Consider the following 23460-nt stretch of genomic DNA (forward strand, 5'->3'; position numbering starts at 1 on the left):
AGGTCTTGGCGGGCAAAAAACAAGCCGAGGATTATACCTGAGCTATGACCTCACGCGCCAGTTGAGGTCGGGTTTGATGCGGAAACATTGCGACTCAAGAGGTCGCGCAGTTGATTTTTCTCTTCGCTGGTCAATTCGCTTTGACGCGCTTTTCGCAGAAGTTGTTCCAGGTTTCGCTCGCGTTGGCGGGCTGACAAGCTAGTAATGGTGTCGAAAAACTGTTGTTCAAGGTTATCTCCATCAATCAGCCATTCCTTTTCCGCCAAGGCCTTCAGCAAGCGGCCTTGTTCTGTGCCGTGCCAACGCGCAATCAGTTGAATTGAGTTTAGCTTGGGATTCTTCTGTACAGCTTCGAGCAGCGCCACCAGCAATTGCGTGTTGGTGTGATCCTCGGCGGCGAAGTGCCCGGCATCCTCGACTTTTTCGGCCAGTTGCGGGTGATGCAGCAACGTGCGCAAGGCGGCGAGGGTTGGCGGTTCTACGGCGGCGGGCACCCGTGGCGCGCGGGGTTGATCACGATCACCGCCCCGTTTGCCATTCTTGTCCCACGGTTTCTTGTCCCATTTCTTGCCTCCTGCACCGGGTTTCTTCGGCGTCCATTCCTGCTGCGGCACATACATTTCCTGTGCCTGCGGCTGATGATAGTCGCTGTAATCGGGCATCGCGTCGTAATCGATGCCCGGGTCGTAGGCCGGCGGTGCTTCTTGCGGGGCGCTTTGTGCCAGCTGACTGACCGCTTCACCGCTCAGGCCGGTGATTTCGCTCAGGCGCTGACGCATCAGGGTGCGCAGGTTGGCGCCCGGGACTTTGTCGATCAACGGCGCGGCGAGGGTGGCCATATGGGCCTTGCCCTCAAGCGAGCGCGGGTCGGCTTCTTCCGTCAGTTGCTGGAAGAAGTAATCGGCCAGTGGCTGCGCGTGCTGGTTGATCCGTGCGCGAAAGGCGTCGGTGCCTTCGGAGCGGACCAGAGTGTCCGGGTCTTCGCCTTCGGGCAGGAACAAAAAACGTGCGCGACGACCGTCCTGCAGGCTCGAAAGTGTCGCCTCCAGCGCCCGCCATGCCGCATTGCGGCCGGCCTGGTCGCCGTCGAAGCAGAACAGCACGCTGGGCACGACGCGAAACAGCCGCTTGAGGTGTTCCTCGCTGGTGGCGGTGCCCAGGGTCGCGACGGCATTGCGCAGGCCTTGCTGGGCCAGGGCAATGACGTCCATGTAGCCCTCGACGACGATGATCTCGTCGAGGTTGCGGTTGGTCTTGCGCGCTTCATACAGGCCGTAGAGTTCCTGGCCTTTATGGAAAACCGGGGTTTCCGGGGAGTTCAGGTATTTCGGCTTGTCGTCGCCCAATACCCGGCCGCCGAAGGCGATGACGCGCCCGCGACTGTCGCGGATCGGAAACATCACGCGGTCGCGGAAGCGGTCGTAGCGTTTACCGCTTTCGGCGTTTTCGATCAGCAGGCCGGCATCGATCATGGCTTTTTGTTGCAGGGTATCGCTGCTCAAGTGCTTGAACAGGTTGTCCCAGCCAGGCGGAGCAAAGCCCAGGCCGAAGTCCCGGGCGATTTCGCCGGTCAGCCCGCGACCTTTCAGGTATTCCACGGCGGCCTTGCGCGATGGGTGGCTTTTGAGGGCCTGGCGATAAAAGTCGGCAGCGGCGCTCAGTAGCGGATACAGCGGCGAATCGGTCGGCTGTCGCGGTTTGTGCGGCCGGCCGCTTTCTTCGCGGGGGATTTCCATGCCGGCGGCTTTGGCCAGTTCTTCGACAGCCTGGACGAAATCCAGGTTGTCGTGGTCCATGATGAAGCCGAGGGCGTTGCCGCCGGCGCCGCAGCCGAAGCAGTAATAGAACTGCTTGTCGGGGCTGACGCTGAACGACGGAGTCTTTTCCTTGTGGAACGGGCAGCAGGCAGTGTGATTTTTGCCGGCCTTTTTCAATTGCAGGCGCGAGCTGACCACATCGACGATGTCGGTGCGGTTCAGAAGGTCGTCAATGAAGCTCTGGGGAATTAGCCCGGCCATGGCGTTCTCGTCATCTGCGCTGAAAAGGAACCCGAAACGTACGGCGACCGAACGCGGTCATTGTTTGAGGCGCGCAAAGTGTGCGGCTCGACCAGTGTCGTCTGCGTAATCGCTGTCGGGAAGTGTATCTGCCGAAAATCCACTGACGTTAATGCCAATCAGTATTCGACTGTTTGAATGTGTTGCGCTGAATCCGCTGTGGCCAATCAAAGGCCCCGGATAGCTCATCATCTGGCACGCAAGCAGGTGCCTTGGGCTGATCGTCGTGAGAGGAATCAGTGGGTGTGCTCGTCAGTAGCCTTGAAAGGCTCGTCAGAAAAGACGTGCACCGCTGGCAAAAGAGCCAGGTCTGACGCGGTGAAGCAGATTTGTCTCGGTCGCGTCTGCGGCTTTGACAGTGAAGCATCAAGCGTTTTACGCAAATGCCATAAGCCCGGCTGAGGGCCGGGCTTGGCAGAAGCTTGCTACGATCGTCTGTGTATTAGTACAGACGAACGGCGCGGCGCTGTTCGCGCTGAACTTTCTTGGCGTGACGCTTAACAGCGGCTGCTGCTTTGCGCTTACGCTCAGAAGTTGGCTTCTCGTAAAATTCGCGGCTACGAACTTCAGCCAGTACACCGGCTTTTTCGCAGGAGCGCTTGAAACGACGCAGAGCTACGTCGAAGGGTTCGTTCTCTTTTACTTTGACGGCTGGCATCCAGAGCTACCTTCATTCATTACCGGGGTCAACATCCTCGCGGCAAAAGAGCACTTGAAGACGTCGGTTTTTAAGGGTTGCGGATGTTAACCCCTCAACGCTCGGAATGCAAAGCCTCTGATCGAAAACCGCTGGTAGGGGCATCACGCGACGACTATTATGCGCGCCTTCGAATTCAGCCTAAACAAGGCGCAAACCCATGCTAGTACTGGGATTAGAAACATCCTGCGACGAAACTGGTGTCGCATTGTATGACAGTGAACGCGGCCTGCTGGCCGACGCGTTGTTCAGTCAGATCGACCTGCACCGTGCCTATGGTGGCGTGGTGCCGGAGCTGGCTTCACGCGATCACGTCAAACGCATGCTGCCCTTGATTCGTCAGGTGTTGGCCGAGGCCGACTGCGTGCCGACCGAGATCGATGCGATCGCCTACACCGCGGGTCCTGGCCTGGTGGGTGCCTTGCTGGTAGGGGCTTCCTGTGCTCAGGCGCTGGCCTTTGCCTGGGGTATTCCGGCCCTTGGCGTGCATCACATGGAAGGCCATTTGCTGGCGCCGATGCTGGAGTCGCAACCGCCGGAATTTCCGTTCGTCGCTTTGTTGGTGTCGGGTGGTCACACGCAACTGGTTCAGGTCGACGGAATCGGTCAGTACACGCTTCTGGGCGAGACCCTGGATGACGCCGCCGGCGAGGCCTTCGACAAGACGGCCAAGATGATGGGGCTCAATTATCCGGGCGGGCCGGAGATCGCTCGCCTTGCAGAACAGGGCGTTGCAGGGCGTTTCGTCTTCCCGCGGCCGATGTGCGACCGTCCGGGCCTGGATTTCAGCTTCAGTGGCCTGAAAACCTTTGCGCTGAACACCTGGCAACAGTGCGTCAACGCCGGGGACGACGGAGAGCAAGCCCGTTGCGACATCGCGCTGGCATTCCAGCAGGCCGTGGTGGAGACTTTGACCATCAAGTGCAAGCGTGCCCTGAAGGCCGCTGGCATGAAGCGCCTGGTGATTGCAGGGGGCGTCAGTGCCAACAAGGCGTTGCGCACTTCCCTGGAGAAAATGCTCGGCGACATGAAGGGCGATGTGTTTTATGCCCGTGCGCAGTTCTGCACCGATAACGGCGCGATGATTGCCTTTGCCGGCTGCCAGCGCTTGCAGGCCGGTCAGCAGGAAAGCCTGGCGATCAGCGTGCAGGCGCGTTGGCCGATGGAGCAGTTGACCGCATTGTGATGAGCGGTGCTCATGTCCGGCGGCTAGAAATGCCGTTCGCGCCCGGCAAACAGGTCGCGTAGATTACCGCGATGACGCCAGACGATCAGCCCGGTGAGCGTGCTCATGGGCAGCAGGGCGGCCGGTTCTTGCCAGGCCAGCAACGGCAAGGTCAGCGGTGTGGCGATGAGGGCGGCCAGGGAGCTGGTGCGGGTCAGGTAGAACGTCAAGAGCCAGGTGCAGACCGCCAGAAGGGCAGCGGGCGGGTACAGTCCCAGCAACATGCCGGCAGCGGTGGCGACGCCCTTGCCGCCGCGAAAGCGAAAGTACAACGGAAACAGATGGCCGATGACGGCATAGACGCCGATCCAGGCCTGTTCCTGCTGCGAAAGACCCGCAAGACGCGCAATCAGTACCGGCAGCAGGCCTTTGCAAAGGTCCCCGAGCAGGGTCAGGATGGCGAGCTTCTTGCCGGCCAGGCGCAACATGTTGGTGGCACCGGCATTGCCCGAGCCACTCATTCGCGGATCGGGGTTACCGGTCATGCGGCTGAGCAAAATGGCAAAGGACAGAGAGCCGAGCAGGTAGGCGAGGATCGCCAATAACCAAAACATGCTAACTATTCCGGGCGAGGAAGCCCTGATTCTAACGGCGCATTGCGCCCTTGTCGTGTAGCGGAGAGAAGTGCTTGGACAGAGTGTTTATCGAGGGCCTGGAAGTCGACACGGTGATTGGTGCCTACGACTGGGAACGAGGCATCCGACAGTGCTTGCGTCTTGACCTGAGCTTCGCTTGGGATAATCGCCCGGCCGCAGCCGGTGATGACCTGACCCTGGCGCTCGACTACGCCAGTGTTTCCTCGCGCATCCAGGCGTTTGCCGAGCAGGCGCAATTCCAGTTGGTGGAAACCTTTGCCGAGCGCCTGGTTGAAGTGCTGATGAGCGAATTCAAGATCACCTGGATGCGCCTTAAGTTGACCAAGCCCGGGGCCGTCCCGGCTGCCACCGGCGGTGTGGGCGTGGAGATCGAGCGCGGATGTCGCTGACTCAGGTGTACCTCGGGCTCGGTAGCAATATCGAGCGTGAAACCCATTTGCGGGCGGGACTCGATGCTCTAGCGGCATTCCTTGTCGATATCCGCTGTTCGGCGGTGTTCGAAAGCCAGCCGGTGGGCATCAAGAGCGGGCCGTTCTTCAATTTCGTGGTGTCGGCGTATACCGATCTGCCGCTGATGGAGCTTGATCGTCGATTGAAGTTCATTGAGGCGGATAACGGTCGTTACGCACCGGATCGCCGAGGTTTGCCGCTGGATATCGACGTATTGTTGTTCGGTGACCTGGTGGGCAATTTCGATGGCTTGATCTTGCCGCGGGCAGAAATTCTGAAAAATGCGTTCGTTCTGTGGCCGTTGTCGTTGATAGCGCCGGATCGCGTGCACCCGGGCGCAGGCAAGAGTTTTGCGACTTTGTGGGCTGAAGCGCAGATCGATCAGGTGTTGGCGCCAGTAGCGTTCGAATGGTGCGGTGAACAGCTGACACCTTCAGATTTGTTGTGACCTTACTGACGTCTTCGCGAGCAGGCTCGCTCCTACAGGGTTGGCGTAAGCCTGTGGGAGCGAGCCTGTCCGCGAAGCTTTTCAGGTCGACGCAGCCTCTTTGTAGGCTTTCAAGGCTTTTAGCCGCTCGCGCTTGATCTCCTCCCCCAACTCCGGCCCCTTGAAGCCTTTCTCCAGCAACGGCTGAACCGCCACGCTACGCGCCGCAGTTGCCGCGCCGCGCAAGTAATCTGCCTGTGGGTAACTTCTTTCTTCCAGCCCTTTGCGCCCACGCGCATCCATCTCGCAGGCGGCGATGAACTCCTCGAACCGCTGTGGCCGACGGTAAATGTCGAAGCTTTGCAACAATTCCAGCAATGTCGATGGCTTCAGTTCAAGGGCGCGATGCCCATGGGTGTGGTACTCGCCCACCAGCAGCGCCAGTTCCTGGCAGTCCTTCGGCACCTTGAAGCGTTCATTGACCGCCTTGATCAGCTTCAGGCCCTTGAACTCGTGGGCAATGTGTCGCGGCCATTCATTCTCTGGCGTCAGTCCCTTGCCCAGGTCGTGCAGCAGGCACGCCCAGCGCACGGTGAGTGGCTGTTTGTGTAGTGCGGCTTGCTGCAACACGCTCAGGGTATGTACACCTGTATCGATTTCCGGGTGATGGGCGGGTGGTTGCGGTACGCCAAACAGCGCGTCGACCTCGGGCATCAGAACCTTGAGTGCGCTGCATGCGCGCAGAACCTCAACAAATACCTGTGGCTGATCCTCCAACAGGGCGCGGGAAATTTCCTTCCAGCTGCGCTCGGGGGTCAGCGCTTCAAGTTCGCCTGACTCGCTGAGTTGGCGCATCAGCGCCAGGGTTTCCGGGGCAACGGTAAAACCCAGCGTCGCGTAACGCGCCGCGAAGCGGGCAACACGCAGGACGCGGAGTGGATCTTCGGCAAATGCCGGGGAAACATGGCGAAGCAGGCGCGCTTCAAGATCGCGCTGGCCGTGGTACGGGTCGGTCAGGTTCTGCTGATCGTCCTCGGCCATGGCATTGATGGTCAGGTCGCGGCGGATCAGGTCTTCTTCGAGGGTGACTTCAGGGCTGGCGTGAAAAGTGAACCCGCCATAACCGCGTCCGCTTTTGCGCTCGGTGCGGGCGAGGGCGTATTCCTCACCGCTTTTGGGATGAAGGAACACCGGGAAGTCCGCGCCCACCGGGCGAAAGCCCTTGGCGAGCATTTCTTCGGTGGTAGCGCCGACCACAACCCAGTCGATATCGGTAACCGGTTTACCCAGCAGGCGATCACGTACCGCACCGCCGACTTTATAAATACGCATAAAAAACCTCCGTTAGCTCGACAGGATAACCGTTGCATCGAGCTTTCGGAGGCACAAACCGGATCAAAGATGGATGACGGCCAAGTCCAGGCGGCCGTAATCACCTTCGCTGTGCTCGCTTCTGGGCGGCACATGGTGGGTTTTCATGACCTGATCGCCTTGCAGGGTTTCCAGGTGAATGTCGAAGCCCCAGAGGCGGTGCAGGTGTTTGAGCACTTCTTCGGTCGAGTCCCCCAACGGTTTGCGGTCGTGCTGCTGGTGACGCAGGGTCAGGGAGCGGTCACCGCGACGGTCGATGCTGTAGATCTGCACGTTAGGCTCGCGATTGCCCAGGTTGTACTGTGCCGCGAGGGTTTCCCTGATGATGCGGTAGCCACCTTCGTCGTGAATGGCGGGCACCAGCAGGTCGTCCTTCTGGTCGTCATCGAGAATGCTGAACAGCTTCAGGTCGCGGATCACCTTGGGCGACAGGTACTGCAGGATGAAGCTCTCATCCTTGAAACTGCTCATGGCGAACTTGATGGCTGCCAGCCAGTCGGTACCGGCAATGTCAGGGAACCAGCGGCGATCTTCTTCCGTAGGCTCTTCGCACATGCGGCGGATGTCGCGGTACATGGCAAACCCCAGGGCGTAGGGGTTGATGCCACTGTAGTAGGGGCTATCGAAGCCAGGCTGGAACACCACGCTGGTGTGGGACGTCAGGAACTCCATCATGAAGCCGTCGGTGACCAGGCCTTCGTCGTACAGGTCGTTCATCAGTGTGTAGTGCCAGAACGTGGCCCAACCCTCGTTCATGACCTGGGTCTGACGCTGTGGATAAAAATACTGGGCGATCTTGCGCACGATACGCACGATTTCCCGCTGCCATGGCTCCAGCAGCGGCGCATGTTTTTCGATGAAGTACAGGATGTTTTCCTGGGGTTCGGCGGGGAAGCGTGCGTTGTCCTTGTCGCTGTACTTGTCCGCGCCCTTGGGAATGGTGCGCCACAGATCGTTGATCTGTTTCTGTAAATGCTCTTCCCGGTCCTTTTGCCGGCGACGTTCTTCCTCCGCGGAGATCGGATAAGGGCGTTTGTAACGATCGACACCATAGTTCATCAGCGCATGGCAGGAGTCGAGCAGATCCTCGACCGCGTCGATACCGTGGCGTTCTTCGCACTGCATGATGTACTGCTTGGCAAACACCAGGTAATCGATGATCGAACTGGCGTCAGTCCAGGTGCGGAACAGGTAATTGCCTTTGAAAAAGCTGTTGTGCCCGTAGCAGGCATGGGCCACCACCAGCGCCTGCATGCAGATGGTGTTTTCTTCCATCAGGTAGGCGATGCATGGGTCGGAGTTGATCACGATCTCGTACGCCAGCCCCATCTGGCCGCGGGTGTAGGACTTTTCGGTGCTGAGGAAGTGCTTGCCATAGGACCAGTGGTGATAACCCAGCGGCATACCGACCGAGGCGTAGGCGTCCATCATCTGTTCGGCGGTGATCACTTCGATCTGGTTGGGATACGTATCGAGTGCGTAACCGGCCGCAATACGACTGATTTCGCGGTCGTAGGCCTGGATCAGCTCGAACGTCCATTCGGAGCCGGTGGAAATGGGTTGGCGTTTCTGCTCTTTGGCGGTCATGTCACTAACCTGCGCTGGAAGAGTTCACGGAAGACCGGATAGATATCCCCGGCCGAGACCAGTTGTTGCTGGGCAAATGTATCGGAAAAGGCTTCGGCGATGCGCTCGTACTCGAACCACAGGGCCTGGTGTTCGCGCGGGGTGATCTCAACGTAAGTGTAGTACTGCACGAATGGCATGATCTGGTTGATCAGGATGTCGCGGCAGATCGGAGAGTCGTCGTTCCAGTTGTCACCGTCTGAGGCCTGGGCGGCGTAGATGTTCCACTCGTTGCTCGGATAACGCTCGGCCATGATCTCCTGCATCAGTTTCAAGGCGCTGGAGACGATGGTGCCGCCGGTTTCCCGGGAGTAGAAAAACTCCTCTTCATCCACTTCGCGGGCGCTGGTGTGGTGGCGGATGAACACGACATCGATCTTGTCGTAGTTACGTTTGAGAAACAGGTACAGCAGGATGAAGAAGCGCTTGGCGATGTCCTTGGTCGCCTGGGTCATCGAGCCGGACACGTCCATCAGGCAGAACATCACGGCCTTGGAACTGGGGTTGGGCTGTTTGATGAGCAGGTTGTACTTGAGGTCGAAGGTGTCGAGAAACGGTATACGGTGAATGCGCGCGCTGAGTTTTTCGATTTCTGCTTCGATTTCCTGGATATCGCCGAAGTTGTCCGGTTCTTCTTGCTTGAGTCGCAGAAGTTCTTCCTTGGCTTCACGCAGTTTTGCGCGGCTGCTGCCGGACAGGGCGATTCGCCGGGCGTGGGCTGAGCGCAGGGTGCGGATGATGTTGATCCGCGACGGGTTGCCCTCGTTGCTGATCCCGGCGCGCACGGTCTTGAAGGTGTCGGTGCCGGTCAGGTTGCGTTTGACCAGGTTGGGCAGTTCGAGGTCCTCGAACATGAACTCGAGGAACTCTTCCTGGGTAATCTGGAAGACGAATTCGTCCATCCCCTCGCCGGAATTGCCCGCCTTGCCGGGGCCTCGACCGCCACCGCCTCCCGGTGGCCGGGCGATATGTTCGCCACTGGTGAATTCCTTGTTGCCCGGGTGCACGACCGTCTGCTTGCCACCGCGACCGTGATGAAGCACCGGCTCGTCGATGTCGCGGCCGGGAATGCTGATTTGTTCGCCGTGTTCCATATCGGTAATGGAGCGCCGGCTGACCGCCTCTTCGACAGCCTTCTTGATGTGATCACGGTAGCGCCGCAGAAAACGCTGGCGGTTCACCGTGCTCTTGTTCTTGCCATTGAGACGTCGGTCGATCACATAGCTCATGACTGCTCCTTAGAAGCTGTCCTGAAAGGGGCGAGCGGTTATGCAGCATCGGACCGGTGCCAAGGGATGTTCACGCTCCCCCAAGCGCTTTTGGATGCTGCCTGTACCTCGCTACCGACTTTCGAACACCTTCCAGAGGTCTGTGTAACAGAAAACGCGTACACAGGCCTCTGGCTGACGACAACCGGTCTGACCGGCAGCGGGTTACTGTGATTTTCTGACCCGCAGGTACCACTCGGACAGCAGTCGTACCTGTTTGTCGGTGTAGCCGCGCTCGACCATCCGTGTGACGAAGTCGTTGTGTTTCTGTTGGTCCTCTTTGCTGGCCTTGGCATTGAAGCTGATGACCGGCAGCAGGTCCTCGGTGTTGGAGAACATTTTCTTCTCGATGACCACCCGCAGTTTTTCGTAGCTGAGCCAGGTCGGGTTCTTGCCGTTGTTGTTGGCTCGGGCGCGCAGTACGAAGTTGACGATTTCGTTGCGGAAATCCTTCGGATTGCTGATGCCGGCCGGTTTTTCGATTTTCTCCAGTTCTTCGTTCAACGCTACGCGGTTGAGGATCTCGCCGGTTTCCGGGTCGCGGTATTCCTGGTCCTGGATCCAGAAGTCGGCGTACAGCACATAACGATCGAAGATGTTCTGGCCGTACTCGCTGTAGGACTCGAGGTAGGCGGTCTGGATCTCCTTGCCGATGAATTCGATGTAGCGCGGTGCCAGGTACTCCTTGAGGAAGCGCAGATAGCGTTCGCGGGTCTCGGCCTGGAACTGTTCCTGCTCGATCTGTTGTTCCAGCACGTAGAGCAGGTGCACCGGGTTGGCGGCAATTTCGTGCGGGTCGAAGTTGAACACCTTCGACAGGATCTTGAACGCGAAGCGGGTCGACAGACCGTTCATGCCTTCGTCGACGCCCGCATTGTCGCGGTATTCCTGGATCGACTTGGCTTTCGGATCGGTGTCCTTTAGGTTCTCGCCGTCGTACACGCGCATCTTCGAGTAGATGTTGGAGTTTTCCGGCTCCTTGAGGCGCGAGAGCACGGTGAACTGGGCCAGCATCTTCAGGGTGTCGGGCGCGCAATGGGCCTTGGCCAGCGAGCTGTTGAACAAGAGCTTGTCGTAGATCTTCACTTCGTCGCTGACCCGCAGGCAGTACGGGACTTTGACGATGTAGATCCGGTCGATGAAGGCTTCGTTGTTCTTGTTGTTGCGGAAGGTGTGCCACTCCGATTCGTTGGAGTGCGCTAGCAGGATCCCGGTGAACGGAATTGCGCCGAGGCCTTCGGTACTGTTGTAGTTGCCTTCCTGGGTGGCGGTCAGCAGTGGGTGCAGCACCTTGATCGGTGCCTTGAACATTTCGACGAATTCCATCAGGCCCTGGTTGGCCCGGCACAGGGCGCCCGAGTAGCTGTAGGCGTCGGCGTCGTTTTGCGGGAATTCTTCCAGTTTGCGGATATCGACCTTGCCCACCAGCGCCGAGATGTCCTGGTTGTTTTCGTCGCCAGGTTCGGTCTTGGCCACAGCGACCTGGTTGAGGATCGACGGGTAGAGTTTGACCACGCGGAACTGACTGATGTCGCCACCGAATTCGGCCAGGCGTTTGGTCGCCCATGGCGACATGATGGTGTTGAGGTAGCGCCGTGGAATGCCAAAGTCTTCCTCGAGGATCGCGCCATCTTCGGTGGCGTTGAAAAGACCCAGGGGCGACTCGAAAACCGGCGAGCCCTTGATTGCATAGAAGGGCACTTTTTCTATCAGTTGCTTGAGCTTCTCGGCCAGGGACGATTTACCGCCACCGACAGGGCCGAGCAGGTACAGGATCTGTTTCTTCTCTTCCAGGCCCTGAGCGGCATGGCGGAAATACGACACGATCTGGTCGATGCATTCTTCCATCCCGTGGAAGTCTTCAAAGGCCGGATAGCGGCGGATGACCTTGTTGGAGAAGATGCGCGACAGTCTCGAGTTGGTCGAGGTGTCGAGCAGTTCCGGTTCACCGATGGCCAGCAATAGACGCTCGGCGGCGGAGGCGTAGGCGCTGCGGTCCTGTTTGCACAGCTCAAGATACTCTTGCAGAGAGAGTTCTTCCTGGCGTGTGGACTCGAAGCGTTGTTGGAAGTGGCTAAAGATACTCATGACGTCACCTCGCTCGATACGTGGAGCCGACGCCGGATCACTCAGTCGATGCTGGCAGCAACCGAACAGGCGATTGCTGTTTACCCCCCAGAACTCTCCCGGAGCTGACTACTCCGAAAGCTACTCCCGATGACCCGTGCGCCGGTGTACCGGCTCTCCCCTGTTTTGGATGGCCTGGGCTTAAGGATAGTTGGGAATTCGGGAGGTAAAGGCGAGATACGTAATTAGTTGTGGCAGACCGTTCGTCTGCCACCGCGCTAGCCCGCGGGAGCCGGGGCCTGCAACGTTACAAAAAAATTATTCAGTGGTGCCTTGCGCCGTTTCCGCAGGATACGTCGTACGCCACAACTCGAATCCGCCATCCATGCTGTAGACGTCGGAGAAGCCCTGGCTGATCAGGTAAGCGGCCGCGCCCTGGCTGGAATTGCCGTGATAGCAGACCACCACGGTCGGTGCATCGAGGTCGGCACCCTGGATGAAAGCGTGCAGGGAATGGTTGTCCAGATGCTTGGAACCTGCGATGTGCAGGGCGGCAAAAGTGGCCGGGTCGCGGACGTCGACCACCACTGCGCCTTGTTTGCGCAGGGCTTGGGCCTGTTCCGGGGGAATACGTTTGAATTCGCTCATGGCGGGCTCCTGTGGCTCGGCTGAATGGGCAGTCTAGCGCGGGGCGCTGGCTGGCGATGTTTGGGGAATGGATGAGGCGACTGGCGGTACGGCATGACCGTGTTCATCGCATTTGCAGGACAGGCGCTCAAAGCTGTCGACGTTCATCAGGGTCAGGGCGCCGCCCCAGACACAGCCTGTATCGAGCGCCGAAATACCCGGCTCTTCGACGTTGCCTTCCAGCGCTGCCCAGTGACCGAAAATGATTTTCAGATTCTTGGTCTTGCGTTCCTTGTGCTGGAACCAGGGTTTGTAGCCAGGTGGTGCGGTATCGAGGCCTTCCTTGCTCTTGAGGTCGAGTTTGCCTTCGGCGGTGCAGAAACGCATGCGGGTGAAATAGTTGGTGATCACCCGCAGGCGCGTCACGCCTTTGAGGTCGTTGTCCCATTTCGCCGGATCGTTGCCGTACATGCCATCGAGGTAGGGCGGCAACAGGTTGTCGTCACGCAAGGCAGCCTCGACTTCGGCGGCACATTTCAAGGCCTTGCGCAGCGACCACTGCGGTGGAATGCCGGCATGGACCAGTACAAGGTTGCGCTGTTCGTCGTAGTGCATGAGTTTTTGCTGGCGCAGCCATTCGAGCAGTTCAGCGCTATCGGGCGCTTCAATGATCTCGCGCAGGGTGTCGGCCTTCTTCAGGCGTTCGATATTGCGTCCGGCCGCCAGCAAGTGCAGGTCATGGTTGCCGAGCACGCACACCAGCGATTCGCGAATGCTGTAGAGGAAGCGCAAGGTTTCCAGCGACTGCGGGCCGCGGTTCACCAGGTCGCCCACCAGCCACAGACGATCGCGTTTCGGGTCGAACGCCACTTGTTTGAGCAGGCATTGCAGGGCCTGAAGACAGCCTTGCAGGTCACCGACAGCGTACGTTGCCATCAGTGCAGGGCTCCGGGCACCGCCAGGCGGAAAGGCGCGATGATGGCATCGAAATGTTTACCGTCGTCGGACAGCATCTGATAGGTGCCTTGCATGGTGCCGACCTTGGTGGTCATGACCGTGCCGCTGCTGTAGGTGTGGCTCTTGCCGGGCTCGATCAACGGTTGCTGGCCGACTACGCCTGCACCGCGCACTTCTTCGACATGCCCGTCACCATCGGTGATGACCCAGTGCCGTGAAAGCAGTTTGGCGGGCATTTCACCGTTGTTTTGCACGGTGATGGTGTAGGCGAAGGCAAAGCGGTCGTGCTCGGGTTGCGATTGTTCTGCCAGATAGCGGGTGACGACGCTGACGTCGACCTGATAGCGAGGATCGGACATGCAAAGGGCCTTAAAAACGAAGCGGGACGCGGGGCGTAGCTGTTGGGGTTCAGTCTAGGCCAAGTATCGGGTAGTAGACCAGAGTGGCGTCCTACCCGATAGCGCTCATCGCCTGTCAGTCAGCGGTAGGCTTTTGTTCGCTGAGCTTGTCGGCCAGGCGCACGAACGCGGCCAGGTCGAGTTGCTCGGGACGCAGGCTGCCATCGACGCCGGCTGCTTCGATTTCGGCATTGCTCAGCAGCAGCTTGAGAGTGTTGCGCAGGGTTTTGCGGCGCTGGTTGAAAGCTTCGCGCACGACGCGTTCCAGCAGGCGGTGATCCTTGGCCGGGTGTGGCAGTACCGCGTGGGGTACCAGGCGCACGATGGCCGAATCGACTTTCGGCGGCGGGTTGAACGCGCCCGGGCCGACATTGAACAGGTGCTCGACCCGGCAATGGTACTGAACCATGATCGACAAGCGACCCCAGTCGCCACCACCAGGGCCGGCAGCCAGGCGCTCGACCACTTCCTTTTGCAGCATGAAGTGCATGTCGCGAATCAGGTGCGAGTTGTGCAGCAGGTGAAAAATCAGCGGTGTGGAGATGTTGTACGGCAGGTTGCCGACCACGCGCAGGCTGCCAGGCGCGGCATTGAGGCTGTTGAAGTCGAACTTCAGCGCATCGCCCTGATGCAGGTTGAAGTTGCTCTTGCCGGCAAACTGCTGGTTGAGAATCGGGATCAGGTCCTTGTCCAGCTCCACCACGTCGAGTTGCGCGCCGCTGCTGAGCAGGCCTTGGGTCAGTGCGCCCTGGCCCGGGCCGATTTCCAGCAGGCGGTCTTCTGCCTTGGCATGAATGGAGCGCAGGATGCGGTCGATAACGCCGGCATCGTGCAGGAAGTTCTGGCCAAAGCGTTTGCGCGCCTTGTGTTGGTATTGCTCGGTCATAAACGGGTCTCGGCCATCTGGTAGGCGGTTTCCAGGGCGACTTGCAGGCTGCCGGTGTCGATCTTGCCACTGCCGGCCAGGTCCAGGGCGGTGCCGTGGTCGACCGATGTGCGGATGATCGGCAAGCCGAGGGTCACGTTGACTGCCGCGCCGAAGCCTTTGTACTTCAGCACCGGCAGGCCCTGATCGTGGTACATCGCCAGCACCGCATCGCAGTGCTCCAGATATTTGGGGGTAAACAGAGTGTCGGCGGGCAGGGGGCCTCGAAGGTCCATGCCCTCGCCGCGCAGGCGCTCTAATGTGGGTTCGATGATATCGATTTCTTCATGGCCCAGGTGTCCGCCTTCGCCGGCATGGGGGTTGAGCCCGCAAACCAGGATGCGTGGCCGGGCGATGCCGAACTTGTTTTGCAGGTCGGCGTGCAGGATTCGCGTGACGCGCTCCAGACGCTCCGGCGTGATTGCATCGGCAATCTCGCGAAGGGGCAGGTGAGTGGTCACCAGGGCTACGCGCAAGCCGCGCGTGGCCAGCATCATCACCACTTGCGCGGTGTGGGTCAGGTCGGCGAGGAATTCCGTATGCCCGGAAAAGGCGATGCCGGATTCGTTGATCACGCCTTTGTGCACCGGCGCGGTAATCATGCCGGCGAAATCTCCGCTCAGGCAGCCTTGGCCGGCGCGGGTCAGGGTTTCCAGTACGAAGGCAGCGTTGGCCTTGTTCAGTTGCCCGGCGACGACCTTGGCGTTGAGCGGTGTATCCCAGACATACAGGCTGTTGGCTGGCGCGGGTACATCCGGCCAGCTGTCCGGTGTGACCGGCAGCAAATCGATAGCCACACCCAGTTGCGCGGCCCGCTCAATGAGCAGGTCGCGGCTGGTAATGGCAATCAGGGGGTGAGGCTGGGCTTGCGAGGCGAGCAGCAGGCACAGGTCGGGACCTATGCCGGCCGGTTCGCCGGGTGTCAGCGCGAAACGTTGGGGTTTCACTGCGCTGCCTGGTCGGCGCCAGGGAGTTTGATTTCCACGTACGCTTCGTCACGGATCTGACGCAGCCAGGTTTGCAGCTCTTCGTCGTATTTGCGGTTACGCAAAACGGTCATTGCTTGCTGCTCGCGAGCCTGTGTGGTGCTGTCGGTGGCGCGACGGCCAAGGACTTCCAGGACATGCCAGCCGTATTGAGTCTGGAACGGCTTGGACAGCTGACCTTGCGGGGTACTGGCCATCACTTCGCGGAACTCGGGCACCAGTGCGTTCGGGTCGATCCAGTTCAGATCGCCGCCGTTGAGGGCGGAACCCGGGTCTTCCGAGTAGCTTTTCGCCAACTCGCCGAAGTCTTCGCCAGCCTCGATACGGCTGTAGAGCGAGTCAGCCAGGGCCTTGGTTTTTGCTTCGTCGCGGATCGGGCTCGGTTTGACCAGGATGTGGCGCACATGCACTTCATCGCGCATCTGGGTCTGGCCGCCACGCTTTTCGAGGATCTTCAGGATGATGAAGCCGCCCGGGGTGCGCATTGGCTGGGTGACATCGCCCACCGGCATGGTGCTCAGCAGGCGATCGAACGGCGGCGGCAATTGAGCGGCTTTACGCCAGCCCATGTCACCACCTTCCAGTGCGGTTTCGCTGGCGGACTTGGCGATCGCCAACTGACTGAAGTCAGCGCCTTGTTTGAGCTGCTGGTAAATCGCATCGGCCTGCTTGGCTGCACTCTGAATCGCGTCGGAGTTGGCGCTTTCCGGCGTAGGAATCAGGATGTTGGCCAGGTGGAACTCTTCAGACAGTTGCATTTTGCCCAGGTCCGACGCCAGGAAGTTCTTCACTTCCTGCTCGGAGACCTGAATGCGTTCGGCAACCCGACGCTGGCGTACACGGCTGATGACCATTTCGCGGCGAATCTGCTCACGTGCGTCGTCGTAGGACAGGCCGTCGCGAGTCAGGGCGGCGCGGAACTGCTCGACCGACATGTTGTTGCGCTGGGCAATGGTGCCGACAGCCTGGTTCAACTCTTCATCGGTAATGCGGATGCCGGAACGCTCGCCGATCTGCAATTGCAGGTTTTCGACGATCAGGCGCTCAAGTACCTGCTGCTCCAGCACGCTGGCCGGCGGCACGGCAGAGCCACGCTTGGCAATAGTTTGCTGAACTTCATGAACGCGTTGGTCCAGTTGGCTCTGCATGACCACGTCGTTGTCGACGATGGCCACCACTTTATCGATGGACTGTACGGCGGCGTTCGCGGCCGTACTCAGGAACAGCGCGCCCAGCATCAGCGGGCGCAGACAATCAGAAAGCTTGGTCTTCACGTTCACGATAACCTTGAATGCCTTTGTCGAGGAAGCTCTCTACCTTGGCGCCAGTCAGGCCGCCGAGTCCCTTCAGAACAATTTGGAGGAAGACGCCATGGTCGCCTTTTTCGTTTTGCGGTGCTTCCTGACTGAACTCGTCATAAGCGACCCAGTAACGGTTGATCAGGCGCAGTTTCCAGCAGCAGTTGTCGTACTCGAAGCCACCGAAGGCTTCCAGGGTACGGTTGCGGTTGTAGTCATACTGCCAACGGCTGATGGCGTTCCATTGCGGCACGATCGGCCAGATCACCGAGAAGTCGTGCTGTTTGATCTTGTAGTAATCCTTCACGTAGCCAGGCTGGCCAGGGGTGCCGTAGTCACCGCCACCAACGCTCCATTGACCGGTGTTCTGGTCGTAACGGACCTGGTCATTGCGATAGCGATAGCCGGCGTTGATGACCTTGTTCGGGTTGTCTTCAGGCTGGTAATGGAACATCGCGCTACCCGAGCGAGGGCTGCGGCTGTCCGGGTCCCAGTTGTAATCGGCCGTGGTGCGCCAGTCGCGGTTCCAGCGATATTCGTATTCCAGGGCGTAAGGCGAAACGTTGGCTTGCGTATCCTTGCGGGTTTTTGCATCGATACCCGGCAACTGAACTTCGCGGTCCTTGAAGTACAAGGCCTGGCCGACGCTGAGGCGTTGACGTTCGAAGCCATTGTCTTCGATCCAGCGGCTGGTCACACCCAGGGACAGTTTGTTCTCGTCACCGACACGGTCGGAGCCGGAGAAGCGGTTGTCACGGAACAGCGACGCATAGTTGAAGGTGTATTCGCTGGTATCGAATATCGGGATGTCTTCCTGGTCGACCTCAGGCACGTACAGGTAGAACAGGCGCGGCTCGAGGGTCTGGCGGTAGTTCTTGCCGAAATACTGGGTATTGCGATCGAAGTACAGGCCGCTGTCGATGCTGGCGATCGGTACGCCGCGGTTCTGGTTGCTGTCGAATGTTCCCAGGAGCCTGTCCTGTTCTGCGGTCTGATTCGCAATCTGACCTTTGCCGGTGCTGTCCAGGTCCAGTTGATACTGGGTGTACTGGTACTTGAGCTTCGGTGTCAGGAAGCCGTAGGTCGTGTTCATCGGCAGGCTGATGGCGGGCGCGAGATTCAGGCGGTCGCCATTGGCGCGGGCCAGACCTTGAACGTTGTTATCAAGACGGGGAGAGCCGACACCGTCTTCGTCAAAGTATGTCCCGCTCTGCAGATCCCGGTCAAACCGTACGAGTTCGGTGTTGTACGTGAAGTCCAGGCCTTCCGGATGATAAGGCAGCATGCCGTCGAGGGTGAGCTGCGGCAGGCGATCGTACGGCGTAATGTTCGATACGCTCGCCAGTTCGTATGCCTGGGCGTTCACGCGAGCGGAATAGCTGTCGCCACGATAGGTGACGGAGCCCTGCTGGTTCACGTAGTCGTTGTTTTTGATGCCAATCTGGTCGGTCTGCAGATCCTGGAAGTAATACGGATCGCTGATCTTGGTGTAGTCGACTTGCGTGAGTACTCGCGAGTCGAGACCACCCTTGTGCTGCCAGTTGTACATGTAGCGGGTTTTTTCGGCGTCGCTCTGCTTGTCGCGTTCGTCGCTTTCGTCGTTGAGGTACGCCGCGCCGAACTGGCCTTCGCTGGACTTGGTCAGGTAGCGGAATTCGCCTTCCATCAACAAGCCGTGCTTTTCCATGTAGCGTGGGTACAACGTGGCATCGTAGTTCGGCGCCAGGTTGAAGTAGTACGGGGTGACCAGCATGAAGCCGGTATCGCTGCCGGTGCCGATGGTCGGCGGCAGGAAGCCCGACTGGCGACGGTCGTCGATCGGGAAGTAGATGTACGGCGTGTACAGGACCGGAATGTCCTTGACTCGCAGCGTCACGTTGGTCGCCGTACCGAAACCGGTGGCCGGGTTCAGGGTGATGTTGTTGCCCTTGAGCTGCCAGGCGTTGCTGTTCGGTTCGCACGTGGTGTACGTACCATCCTTGAGCCGGATGATCGCGTTCTCGGCACGTTTGGCGTACAGCGCATTGCCGCGGATGCGGGATTTGTGCATCACGTATTCGGCGTTGTCGACCTTGGCTTCACCGGTGTCGAGCTGCACGTCGGCGTGGTCGCCGACGATCAGGGCACCGTTGTCGCGAATGCGCACGTTGCCGTTCAGTTCGCCACGGCTTTCGGCCTGATACAGGTTGGCTTCGTCGGCTTCGACCTGCATGCTGCCCTGACGCATGACAACGTCGCCGGCCAGGGTCGCAACTTGCTCATCCTGCTTATAGCGGGAGGCTTTTGCGCCGATAAAGGTTGGAGCGTCACTTTTATCCGTCTTGTCATCCATGCCAGGACGAATCGGTTCGATATAGGAACCGGAGCAATAAGGACCGGTTTCGGCCAATTGTGCGGCGGTAAGCTGCTCGCGGGGAACCCAGTCGAGGTGACTGTAGTCTGCGCTACGCGACTTCAGGCCACGGCCTTTGGATTCGGTGACCAGCACCGGCTTGGCGCCGGCGTCTTCGCTGGAACCGTTTTCGGCCGGGGCTTCGCCGGTGGCGGAAACTGCGCTGCCGTCATGGACGGGACGCGGTGGCAATGCAGCCGCCGGCGTCTTTGGCGCACAGTCCCAGGAACCCGAAGCAGAGACTGAGCAGTCAAACTGTTCCGCGGCGACCACGTAGGAAGTGGCAAGGGGTTGCAGCGCCAGCAAACTGCCGGTAACCAACAACGGAAATTTTTTACGAAACGCGGGGGATTTCAATGCCATCTTATTAGTCCGGGCTTCCTGCGTGCCATCTGCCCGCGGTGTGGGCCGCACGCCTCTCGATGGTCTGAAAAAGATGCTGGATAATAAAGCATGACCCGCTTGACGGCTAGCGCCGTCGGAGACCCTTGCAATGCCTGATCAAGATGTACGCTTGCAACACCTGAAAGTTTGGCTCGATGAACAATTGGCGACCCTTTTTGCCGAGCAGGGCTGGGGCGTCGTACCCCCGGCCACGTTGACTGCGGCCAGCAGCGACGCGAGTTTTCGGCGGTATTTCCGCTGGGAAGGCGGTCACAAAAGTTTCATCGTGATGGACGCGCCGCCGCCCCAGGAAAACTGCAAACCCTTCGTGGATATCGCCTTTTTGCTGGCGAAATCCGGAATAAATGTGCCGAAAATTTATGCCGAAGACCTCGAACGCGGCTTTCTTTTGCTCAATGACCTGGGCAACAAGACCTACCTGGACGTTATCGAAAGCGAAAACGCCGACGATTTGTTCAAGGATGCCCTGCAAGCGTTGCTGGCTTTCCAGCAGCTGCCGATGGTTGCGCCTCTGCCGAGCTATGACGTGGCCTTGCTTCGTCGCGAGCTGGAGCTGTTCCCCGAGTGGTACGTGAAGCGCGAATTGGGCATCGAACTGGACGCGGCGCAGCAAGTGCTCTGGCAGCAGGTCAGCGAACTGTTGATCGACAGCGCCCTGGCACAGCCAAAAGTCCTGGTGCATCGCGACTACATGCCGCGCAACCTGATGCTCAGCGAGCCCAATCCCGGTGTGCTGGACTTCCAGGATGCGGTGTATGGCCCGGTGACCTACGACGTGACCTGCCTTTTCAAGGACGCATTCCTCAGCTGGCCCGAGGAGCGCGTGCACGGCTGGCTCGAAAGCTACTGGCAGCAAGCGGGTGCCCTCGGGATTCCGGTTCAGCCCGACTTCGAGGACTTCCTGCGTGCCAGCGACTTGATGGGCGTGCAACGTCACCTGAAAGTCATCGGCATTTTCGCGCGCATCTGCCATCGCGACGGCAAACCGCGTTACCTGGGTGATGTGCCACGTTTCTTTGCGTACATAGACGCGGTGATTGCGCGCCGCCCTGAACTGGCCGAGCTGGATGTATTGCTGGCCAGTCTGCGTGCCGGAGTGAAAGCATGAAGGCAATGATTCTGGCCGCGGGCAAAGGCGAGCGCATGCGCCCGCTGACCCTGACTACGCCAAAACCGCTGGTTCGTGCAGGCGGCGTGCCGCTGATCGAGTATCACCTGCGAGCGCTGGCCGCCGCCGGTTTCACCGACATTGTGATCAATCACGCCTGGCTCGGTCAGCAGATCGAAGACTATCTGGGCGATGGTTCGCGTTATGGCGTGAGCATTCAGTTCTCGGCCGAAGGTGAACCCCTGGAAACCGGCGGCGGAATTTTCCGCGCGTTGCCATTGTTGGGGGATGAAGCGTTTGTCGTGGTCAACGGCGACATCTGGACCGATTACGACTTCAGCGTGCTGCATCAGCCCATCAACGGCCTGGCGCACCTGGTGCTGGTCAGCAACCCGCCCCATCATCCGGCCGGGGACTTCAGCCTGGTAGAAACGCGGGTGCTCGATGGTCAACCAGGGGCTGGCACCTTGACCTACAGCGGTATCGCCGTGTTGCATCCGCAGTTGTTCGACGATTGCACCGAGGGGGCCTTCAAGCTCGCTCCGCTGTTGCGCAAGGCCATGGCTGACGGGCAGGTGACCGGCGAGCAGTTGAGGGGGCAGTGGGTCGATGTCGGCACTCACGAGCGTCTGGCCGAAGTTGAAACATTAATAGAAGCGAGCCGCTGAGATGCTGTGGCCAGGGACTCTGATCGGAGCCGGAGCAGGCTTTGCCATAGCCAGCATTCCGGGGGCCATTCTCGGCGCGTTGTTGGGGCAGGCGCTGGACCGGCGCTTGCACCTGCAGAGTTGGGGGCATTTGCTGGAAAAGCTTGGTGGTCGTCCGGTGCTGCGCAACGATGAGTTGCTCTTCGTGCTACTGGGACGTCTGGCGAAGTGCGACGGGCGGGTGGTGGATGGCCACATCCAGCAGGCCCGGGCGGAAATGCGCTCGCTGGAAATGTCCGAACCGGCCCAGCGTCGGGCGATTGCCGCGTTCAATCGTGGCAAATCGGGCAATGACCGCCTGCGCGGTTATCTGCGTCGCCTGAGTGCCCAGCCCCATGCGGCGGAAGGTGTGTTGCGCGCCTGCTGGCGAATGGTCTGGGCCGATGGTCGTGCCGGCAGCAGTGAACGTCAATTGATCGGCCAATGGGGCAAATGGCTGGGCTGGACGCCCCATCAGGTGCAGGCGTTGGCCCACGACTATGAGCCGCAGAAACGGCCATTGGGCAACAGTGTGCCAAGTTATCAGGACGCGTTGAGGCTTTTGGGGGTGTCGGCCACCACTGAGCCGGCGCAGATCAAGCGTGCTTATCGACGCCTGCTCAGTCGTCATCATCCGGACAAGATTGCCGGCAGTGGCGCGACGGCGACGCAGGTGCGTGAGGCCACCGAGCGAACGCGTGAACTGCATAACGCCTATACGCTGATTCGGGAGCGGCGGGATTTTCGCTAGCCTGGAAAACTTGCTTCGCCAGTGATACCGCTATCGCGAGCAAGCTCGCTCCCACAGGTTCATGTCGTCCGCAATTTTGTGATCGGCATAAAACCTGTGGGAGTGTGGCTTACCCGCGATGAAGGCGCCTCGGTCTGTCAGCCCGCGGGGTTCTGCGGATTCAACCAACCCCGCACCCGACGGAACAATTGCTCCTGTTCGGCTTTGGTATCCGGCAACGCCTTGAGTGCGACCTGGCTGAATGCCGACGTTTTCACCCGTTTGTTGGCCTGCAGACGGGCTAGCGCCGCATTGCGATCCAGCGGCTTGTCCATGTAGAAGATGTCGGCGGTCGGCAGTTTCAGATTCGGCGCCAGCTCATCCAGCTCGGGTTTCGCTTGAGCAGGTGTCTGCGCTGCGACCATGAGGAAGCGCTCGACTTGCGAAGGCTGCTTCTCGCTTAAATAGCGCGCCGCCCAATAAGCGCCGGTGCCATGCCCCAACACCACGATACTGCGGGCGCTTTGCTGTTCGGCGAATGTAATCGCGGCGTCGATCCGGGCGAAGATGCGCTCGGCATCTGCCTTGGATTGTTCTTCGGTGTTTTCGGTGACGGCCTTGTCGGCCACATCGGCCTCGCCTCCGGCCACCTGTTCGATAGGGGCTGCGGTGGTCGAGTCTTTACTACCGGTTTCGGCGGGCTTGGGAGCCGGCGCTGCTTCCACGATTCGTGGCGCAATGGCGTCGCTTTGCAGGTCCGGCAAGGTGATACTCAGGCTGCTCCACTCGGCATCCGGCAATTTGCGCCGCAAAGGGCCGATCGCTTGCGGCCAGTCAACGGTTTCACCGGCGCCCGGGATGATAATCACCGCGCCTTTAGGTTCGGCGGTATTGGCCGGTTTCCACAAGGCCAGAAAGGTGTCGGAGCCTGCTTGCAGTTGTTGCTGTTCCTGAGCCGGGATTTTTCGCTCAAGTGCAGTCGCTTCTTCCTGACTACGCTCAGGCAGCGGCTGACGTTCGAGTGGTTTTTCTTCGGCGGTTTTTTCCTCCGCGGCGGGTGCCGGGTCGGCCGCCTTGACGGAAAAAGCGCAAGGCAGGATCAGCGACAGGCACAATGCTGGCAGTGCCAGGCGGTAGACAGAGGGCATCGGGTATTCCAGGCCA

21 protein-coding genes are annotated in these 23460 nt (G+C 59.7%); 6 read left to right on the top strand and 15 right to left on the bottom strand.

Features of this window, described 5'->3' with window-relative positions; genetic code table 11:
* Positions 1 to 50: 50 nt before the first annotated feature.
* Both dnaG and rpsU read right to left on the bottom strand, forming a co-directional pair.
* Entirely contained in the window at positions 51 to 2018 is a 1968-nt protein-coding gene (gene dnaG / locus ABIE16_RS26015) for a DNA primase (protein ID WP_008051597.1), read from the bottom strand.
* Between the two features lie 481 nt (positions 2019 to 2499).
* Positions 2500 to 2715 carry a 30S ribosomal protein S21 gene (rpsU, locus tag ABIE16_RS26020; protein ID WP_002551877.1) on the bottom strand — a complete coding sequence of 72 codons (216 nt, stop codon included), beginning with the start codon at positions 2713 to 2715 and terminating at the stop codon, positions 2500 to 2502.
* 199 nt (positions 2716 to 2914) lie between these two features.
* Between rpsU and tsaD the strand changes: the two genes are divergently transcribed.
* The gene (gene tsaD / locus ABIE16_RS26025; RefSeq protein ID WP_057713063.1) at positions 2915 to 3940 is read left to right on the top strand and encodes a tRNA (adenosine(37)-N6)-threonylcarbamoyltransferase complex transferase subunit TsaD; all 1026 of its coding nucleotides are present in this window, start codon (positions 2915 to 2917) and stop codon (positions 3938 to 3940) included.
* Positions 3941 to 3963: 23 nt separating this feature from the next.
* On the opposite strand, the gene plsY is transcribed toward tsaD, so the two are convergent.
* Complete coding sequence (gene plsY / locus ABIE16_RS26030) at positions 3964 to 4533, bottom strand: glycerol-3-phosphate 1-O-acyltransferase PlsY (RefSeq protein ID WP_057713064.1); 570 nt, start codon at positions 4531 to 4533, stop codon at positions 3964 to 3966.
* Positions 4534 to 4607: 74 nt separating this feature from the next.
* On the opposite strand from plsY, the gene folB reads away from it, so the two are divergent.
* Positions 4608 to 4964, top strand: coding sequence for a dihydroneopterin aldolase (folB, locus tag ABIE16_RS26035; RefSeq protein ID WP_008051601.1), 357 nt, complete (start codon positions 4608 to 4610; stop codon positions 4962 to 4964).
* Positions 4955 to 5473, top strand: a complete 519-nt coding sequence (gene folK / locus ABIE16_RS26040) for a 2-amino-4-hydroxy-6-hydroxymethyldihydropteridine diphosphokinase (protein ID WP_057713065.1) — start codon at positions 4955 to 4957, stop codon at positions 5471 to 5473. The genes folB and folK overlap by 10 nt, the downstream gene beginning before the upstream one ends.
* Positions 5474 to 5554: 81 nt before the next feature.
* Here folK and ABIE16_RS26045 read toward each other — a convergent pair whose 3' ends face one another.
* From ABIE16_RS26045 to ABIE16_RS26095, 11 genes are all read right to left on the bottom strand, one after another.
* Positions 5555 to 6784, bottom strand: coding sequence for a multifunctional CCA addition/repair protein (locus ABIE16_RS26045; RefSeq protein WP_429522208.1), 1230 nt, complete (start codon positions 6782 to 6784; stop codon positions 5555 to 5557).
* Between the two features lie 63 nt (positions 6785 to 6847).
* A complete protein-coding gene (locus tag ABIE16_RS26050) occupies positions 6848 to 8410 on the bottom strand; it encodes a SpoVR family protein (protein ID WP_057713067.1) in 1563 nt (520 codons plus the stop codon).
* Entirely contained in the window at positions 8407 to 9678 is a 1272-nt protein-coding gene (locus tag ABIE16_RS26055; protein WP_057713068.1) for a YeaH/YhbH family protein, read from the bottom strand. Before ABIE16_RS26055 ends, ABIE16_RS26050 begins: the two co-directional genes overlap by 4 nt.
* Before the next feature lie 204 nt (positions 9679 to 9882).
* The gene (locus tag ABIE16_RS26060; protein ID WP_057713069.1) at positions 9883 to 11805 is read right to left on the bottom strand and encodes a PrkA family serine protein kinase; all 1923 of its coding nucleotides are present in this window, start codon (positions 11803 to 11805) and stop codon (positions 9883 to 9885) included.
* A gap of 297 nt (positions 11806 to 12102) precedes the next feature.
* On the bottom strand, positions 12103 to 12432 hold the full coding sequence (glpE, locus tag ABIE16_RS26065) for a thiosulfate sulfurtransferase GlpE (protein WP_429522209.1): 330 nt from the start codon (positions 12430 to 12432) through the stop codon (positions 12103 to 12105).
* A 33-nt stretch (positions 12433 to 12465) separates the two neighbouring features.
* Positions 12466 to 13347, bottom strand: coding sequence for a symmetrical bis(5'-nucleosyl)-tetraphosphatase (locus ABIE16_RS26070; RefSeq protein WP_150813997.1), 882 nt, complete (start codon positions 13345 to 13347; stop codon positions 12466 to 12468).
* Complete coding sequence (gene apaG, locus ABIE16_RS26075) at positions 13347 to 13727, bottom strand: Co2+/Mg2+ efflux protein ApaG (RefSeq protein ID WP_095944860.1); 381 nt, start codon at positions 13725 to 13727, stop codon at positions 13347 to 13349. The genes ABIE16_RS26070 and apaG overlap by 1 nt, the downstream gene beginning before the upstream one ends.
* Before the next feature lie 115 nt (positions 13728 to 13842).
* Complete coding sequence (gene rsmA, locus ABIE16_RS26080) at positions 13843 to 14652, bottom strand: 16S rRNA (adenine(1518)-N(6)/adenine(1519)-N(6))-dimethyltransferase RsmA (RefSeq protein ID WP_057713072.1); 810 nt, start codon at positions 14650 to 14652, stop codon at positions 13843 to 13845.
* Positions 14649 to 15638, bottom strand: a complete 990-nt coding sequence (pdxA, locus tag ABIE16_RS26085; RefSeq protein ID WP_429522210.1) for a 4-hydroxythreonine-4-phosphate dehydrogenase PdxA — start codon at positions 15636 to 15638, stop codon at positions 14649 to 14651. The genes rsmA and pdxA overlap by 4 nt, the downstream gene beginning before the upstream one ends.
* Positions 15635 to 16951, bottom strand: coding sequence for a peptidylprolyl isomerase SurA (gene surA, locus ABIE16_RS26090; RefSeq protein WP_157858918.1), 1317 nt, complete (start codon positions 16949 to 16951; stop codon positions 15635 to 15637). Before surA ends, pdxA begins: the two co-directional genes overlap by 4 nt.
* Complete coding sequence (locus ABIE16_RS26095; protein ID WP_218494777.1) at positions 16932 to 19730, bottom strand: LPS-assembly protein LptD; 2799 nt, start codon at positions 19728 to 19730, stop codon at positions 16932 to 16934. The genes surA and ABIE16_RS26095 overlap by 20 nt, the downstream gene beginning before the upstream one ends.
* Positions 19731 to 19860: 130 nt before the next feature.
* On the opposite strand from ABIE16_RS26095, the gene ABIE16_RS26100 reads away from it, so the two are divergent.
* The 3 genes from ABIE16_RS26100 to ABIE16_RS26110 are packed head-to-tail and all read left to right on the top strand — an operon-like array spanning position 19861 to position 22317.
* Positions 19861 to 20880 (top strand): aminoglycoside phosphotransferase family protein, encoded by a 1020-nt coding sequence (locus ABIE16_RS26100; protein WP_429522211.1) that lies wholly within the window; start codon positions 19861 to 19863, stop codon positions 20878 to 20880.
* Entirely contained in the window at positions 20877 to 21548 is a 672-nt protein-coding gene (gene murU / locus ABIE16_RS26105; RefSeq protein WP_429522212.1) for an N-acetylmuramate alpha-1-phosphate uridylyltransferase MurU, read from the top strand. The genes ABIE16_RS26100 and murU overlap by 4 nt, the downstream gene beginning before the upstream one ends.
* 1 nt (position 21549) lies before the next feature.
* Positions 21550 to 22317, top strand: a complete 768-nt coding sequence (locus ABIE16_RS26110; RefSeq protein WP_340317334.1) for a TerB family tellurite resistance protein — start codon at positions 21550 to 21552, stop codon at positions 22315 to 22317.
* Positions 22318 to 22454: 137 nt separating this feature from the next.
* Here ABIE16_RS26110 and ABIE16_RS26115 read toward each other — a convergent pair whose 3' ends face one another.
* Positions 22455 to 23444 carry an alpha/beta hydrolase family protein gene (locus ABIE16_RS26115; protein WP_429522213.1) on the bottom strand — a complete coding sequence of 330 codons (990 nt, stop codon included), beginning with the start codon at positions 23442 to 23444 and terminating at the stop codon, positions 22455 to 22457.
* Between the last annotated feature and the right edge of the window lie 16 nt (positions 23445 to 23460).

This window comes from Pseudomonas sp. 2725, from assembly GCF_050434585.1.
GTDB lineage: Bacteria > Pseudomonadota > Gammaproteobacteria > Pseudomonadales > Pseudomonadaceae > Aquipseudomonas > Aquipseudomonas jessenii.